The sequence below is a fragment of the Cupriavidus sp. 05N40 genome (assembly GCF_056397305.1).
This window is the reverse complement of the sequence record NZ_JBFTND010000362.1, coordinates 1-3,868: the sequence shown is the minus strand read 5'-3', so window position 1 is coordinate 3,868 and position 3,868 is coordinate 1. Positions and strand designations below refer to the sequence as shown.

The window sequence follows — 3,868 nt, the reverse complement described above, 5'->3', positions numbered from 1 at the left end:
GCGCGGGTGGTCTGCGTCACATGATCACGCTGGTCCGCTTATTGCGTGCCACATTTACCCCGTTGAACTACCCCGTTGAATTCGAGCCCGCCCGGCGTGTCGTCCCGGGCCTGGTAAAGAGAACGATTGATCAGGAGAACCAATGCAGCGAACGGTGCTTCATTCCCTGGCGCGCGCCGCCGTTGGAATAGCCATTGCCTGCGGTGCTGCTCTGTCGAATGGAGTGCTGGCTGATACGGTCTTCAAGGACCCTGACGCCCGCATCGATGCACGTGCCGAGCTGAGCTCGGACCCGCATCCGGAAGGCAAGCGTGGCTTGCTGTCCTCGATGATGAGTTCCACCAGCCACGTTGCCAGCAAGGCTGGCGACCTCGTCATGAATGCCCTCGGGCTGATTGGCGTGCGCTACCGCTTCGGCGGCAACAGCCCGGAATCGGGCCTGGACTGCAGCGGCTTCGTCCGCTACGTGTTCAATGACACCTTTGGTTTCATGCTGCCGCGCCGCTCGGTGGAAATGAGCCAGGTCGGCATCACGGTGGCGGCCAACGACCTGCGTCCCGGCGACCTGGTGTTTTTCAACACCATGCGCCACACGTTCTCGCACGTCGGCATCTATATCGGCGACAACAAGTTCGTGCATGCTCCGTCCACGGGCAGCAAGATCCGTGTCGACGACATGCGCGCCTCGTACTGGGTGACGCGCTATAACGGTGCCCGCCGCATCGACGACAAGCCGCAGGATGGCGTGGGCGCCGGCAACCTCGGCAATATGGTCGAGACGCTCAAGCGTTTCGATCCCAACGCCGGCGGCCGTTCGCTCTACGGCGGCTGAGCCTGGCCGGGTGCGCCCGGCTCCGGACAAAAAAAGGACTGCCATGCAGTCCTTTTTCATTTGCGCCGGCCGGCGGCCGTTGGCGGGATTACTGCGCGGCCACCGTGCCGGCAGGCCTGAGGCGCGCCTGCGCCAGCTTGTCGCGCAGGCCTGCCATTGCCGCCGCCATGGCCTGCTCGCCGGCCAGGATGGCGCGGTTGCGCGCGGTGAAATCGCTGCCGCCCATGTCGGGCAGGTCGGGGCGGATCACCACGTCGGCGCGTGCCAGCGCCATCTTGTTGATCGACTGTCCCATGATGGCCGTGGTCTGCAGCAGCACGCCGCTCTGGCCACCGTTCTTCTGGCTGGACGGATCCGCCGAGATATTCACGGCGATCACGAAATCCGCGCCCATGGTGCGTGCCGAATCCACCGGCACCGGCTCCACCAGCCCGCCGTCCACATAGTCATGGCCCTGGATCGAGACCGGCTGGAACACGCCCGGCACGCTGCTCGAAGCACGCACCGCCTGGCCAGTATTGCCGCGCCGGAACAGGATGCCCTGGCCGGTCTTGAGATCGGTGGCGACGATGCCCAGGGGCAGCTTCATGGCCTCGATGGGGCGGTTGCCGATCAGCTTGTTCACATAGTTCTGCAGCGCCTCGCCCTTGAGCCAGCCGCCGAAGCGCGTGCCAAAGGGCAGGGCCCAGTCGGCGATGGCGGCTTCGTCCATGGTCAGCGCCAGCTTGTTGAGCTGGAAGCCGCTCATCCCCGACGCATAGAGCGCGGCGACCACCGCGCCGGCGCTGGTGCCGGTGACCAGGTCCGGGTGGATGCCCTGGGCTTCCAGCGCCTTGATCACGCCGATGTGGGCAAAGCCGCGGGCGGCACCCCCGCCCAGCGCGAGGCCGATCTTGATGGGGCGGGACGGTGCCGGGGGCACGACAGCCGGTGTGTCGGGCTGGGCGGTCAGGGGGCCCGGCTTGGGGCCGAAGGAGCAGGCAGCGAGCAGCGCTGCCGCGCCCGCGCCAAGAAAGTTGCGTCGTTGCATGGATCGAGGAAGGAAGGGAAGTGGCGCGGTCGTCACCGATGGCGCCATTGTGGGCATGGATGTGCGGCCGGCGCCAGCGCCGCATCCGCGCGGCAGCATTTCAGACCGGGCAGAGGATAAATGATTCCGCGCGCGCAGGCATCCGGCGCGCGGCGGGGCCGGCCGTGGCGCCCCGCTTGCTATAATGCGGCGATCCTACACCCGGCCTGCGCGCGCATCCGCGCGCAGGCTTTTTTGTTTGCCTCCGACATGACACAACGCGTCCGCACCCGCTTCGCGCCGAGCCCGACCGGCTTTATCCACCTCGGCAACATCCGCTCCGCGCTCTACCCATGGGCCTTTGCGCGCCGCATGAAGGGCGACTTCATCCTGCGCATCGAGGACACGGACGTCGAGCGCTCGTCCCAGGAATCGGTGGACGTGATCCTGGAAGGCATGGCCTGGCTCGAGATGGATATCGACGAAGGCCCGTACTACCAGATGCAGCGCATGGACCGCTATCGCGAAGTGGTCAAGCAGATGGTCGATAGCGGGCTGGCCTATCCGTGCTACATGAGCACCGAGGAGCTGGACGCCCTGCGCGAGGCCCAGCGCGAACGCGGGGAGAAGCCGCGCTACAACGGCTTCTGGCGTCCCGAGCCGGGCAAGGAGTTGCCCGCGCCGCCGGCCGGCGTGCAGCCTGTGATCCGCTTCAAGAACCCGATCGGCGGCAGCGTGGTGTGGGACGACGCGGTCAAGGGCCGCATCGAGATCTCCAACGATGAACTGGATGACCTGGTGATCGCCCGCCCGGACGGCACGCCCACCTATAACTTCTGCGTGGTGGTCGATGACCTCGACATGAAGATTACCCATGTCATCCGCGGCGACGACCACGTCAACAATACGCCGCGCCAGATCAACATCATTCGCGCGCTGGGCGGCACGCCGCCGGTCTTCGCCCACTTGCCGACCGTCCTCAACGAGCAGGGCGAGAAGATGAGCAAGCGCCATGGCGCCATGGCCGTCACGGGCTACCGCGACGAAGGCTACCTGCCGGAGGCCGTGCTCAACTACCTGGCCCGCCTGGGCTGGGCGCACGGCGATGCGGAGATCTTCTCGCGCGAGCAGTTCGTCGAGTGGTTCGACCTCGAGCACCTGGGCAAGTCGCCGGCGCAGTACAACCCGGAGAAGCTGGCCTGGCTCAATAATCACTACATCAAGGTAGGCGACAACGCGCGGCTGGCTGCGCTGACCCTGCCGTTCATCGAGGCACTGGGCGGCAAGGTGGAGGAGGGCGGTGCCAGCCTCGAGGGCGTGGTGGGCCTGGTGAAGGACCGCGCCAATACGCTCAAGGACGTGGCGCAGGCCGCGCTGCTGTTCTACCGCGGCGAGCCGCAGCCCGATGCCGCGCTCAAGGCCGAGCATCTCAACGCGGATATCCTGCCGGCGCTGCAGGCCCTGAGCGCTCGCCTGAGCGCGCTCCCGGCGTGGAAGCGCGAAGACATCAGCGCGGCCTTCAAGGCCGTGCTGGCCGAGTTCGGCCTGAAGATGCCCAAGCTGGCCATGCCGGTGCGCCTGCTGGTGGCAGGGCAGTTGCAGACGCCGGCCATCGATGCCGTGCTGGAGCTGTTCGGCCGCGACGCCGTGCTGCGCCGCCTGCAAAACGGGCTCGCCTGAAATTTTTTGCAGAAAGTCTCGAAAGGGGCTTGCGCTCCTGCCGGGACTTAAGCATAATCTCGTTCTCCCTGCAGCGCGGACAAAAACCAAGCGGGCTTAACGGATGGCAGCGATCAGTAGTAATCCCGCAGAAATGCGGATCGCTAAAAAAAGTTAAAAAAAGGGGTTGTCAAAAAGCAAGGTTGTTTATATAATCTTGTCTTCGCTGAAACAAAGAAACAAACGCGAAACGACAGCAGCAGTAAGGCTGGTGCAGTAAATAAGCAGCAAGGTAGTACCATGGGGCTATAGCTCAGCTGGGAGAGCGCTTGCATGGCATGCAAGAGGTCAGCGGTTCGATCCCGCTT

At 65.1% G+C, this 3,868-nt stretch carries 5 protein-coding genes; 3 read left to right on the top strand and 2 right to left on the bottom strand.

Going from position 1 to position 3,868, the window contains the following annotated elements:
* On the top strand, positions 1 to 191 hold a 191-nt coding region (locus tag AC1DO7_RS40040; RefSeq protein ID WP_477117475.1), incomplete at its 5' end, for a hypothetical protein.
* Positions 143 to 832: a C40 family peptidase gene (locus AC1DO7_RS40035; RefSeq protein ID WP_441618362.1), complete on the top strand. Its 690-nt coding sequence runs from the start codon at positions 143 to 145 to the stop codon at positions 830 to 832. The genes AC1DO7_RS40040 and AC1DO7_RS40035, both read left to right, overlap by 49 nt.
* An 88-nt stretch (positions 833 to 920) precedes the next feature.
* Here AC1DO7_RS40035 and AC1DO7_RS40030 read toward each other — a convergent pair whose 3' ends face one another.
* Positions 921 to 1,862 (bottom strand): patatin-like phospholipase family protein, encoded by a 942-nt coding sequence (locus AC1DO7_RS40030; protein ID WP_441618364.1) that lies wholly within the window; start codon positions 1,860 to 1,862, stop codon positions 921 to 923.
* A gap of 249 nt (positions 1,863 to 2,111) precedes the next feature.
* Here AC1DO7_RS40030 and gltX point away from each other — a divergent pair, with 249 nt between their 5' ends.
* A complete protein-coding gene (gene gltX / locus AC1DO7_RS40025) occupies positions 2,112 to 3,521 on the top strand; it encodes a glutamate--tRNA ligase (protein ID WP_441643380.1) in 1,410 nt (469 codons plus the stop codon).
* Positions 3,522 to 3,664: 143 nt separating this feature from the next.
* Here gltX and AC1DO7_RS40020 read toward each other — a convergent pair.
* Positions 3,665 to 3,868 (bottom strand): hypothetical protein (locus AC1DO7_RS40020; protein ID WP_477117474.1); only part of this gene is annotated, 204 nt, incomplete at its 5' end.